This is a genomic window from Catenovulum sp. 2E275, assembly GCF_025515275.1.
Classification (GTDB): domain Bacteria; phylum Pseudomonadota; class Gammaproteobacteria; order Enterobacterales; family Alteromonadaceae; genus Catenovulum.
Map to the genome: position 1 here is coordinate 1 of NZ_JAOPFU010000143.1, position 372 is coordinate 372.

A 372-nucleotide genomic window follows, 5' to 3' on the forward strand; every position below is an offset into this window, starting at 1 on the left:
GCTAAAAATGCAGTTTGGTTAGTAATAACATGGTCTGCCGCTAAAATTAATAATATTGGGTCTTCCCCGTTGGCTACAGCTTGTAATGCCGCTAAAGCAATTGCGGGTGCTGTATTTCTGCCCACCGGCTCTAAAACAACTGGACATTTTAATGCATTGATGGCTCTTAATTGCTCGGCCACCATAAATCTGGACTCTTCATTACAAATCACTAATGGCGCTGCATGCGCTGACCCTTTTAACCTTAAAACTGTATCTTGCAACATGGTATTGTCGCTGGTAAGTGCTAAGTACTGCTTTGGGTATGCCGAACGTGATAATGGCCATAAACGCGAACCTGAGCCGCCGGCCATAATTACAGGTATAAACATA

The 372-nt window shown here is 43.5% G+C and carries 1 protein-coding gene; it reads right to left on the reverse strand.

Annotated features, from left to right (window positions below; genetic code table 11):
• Window positions 1–371, reverse strand: a 371-nt coding sequence (locus N7931_RS19445; RefSeq protein WP_262795997.1) for a sugar phosphate nucleotidyltransferase, incomplete at its 3' end; no start/stop codon positions are given.
• Between the last annotated feature and the right edge of the window lies 1 nt (window position 372).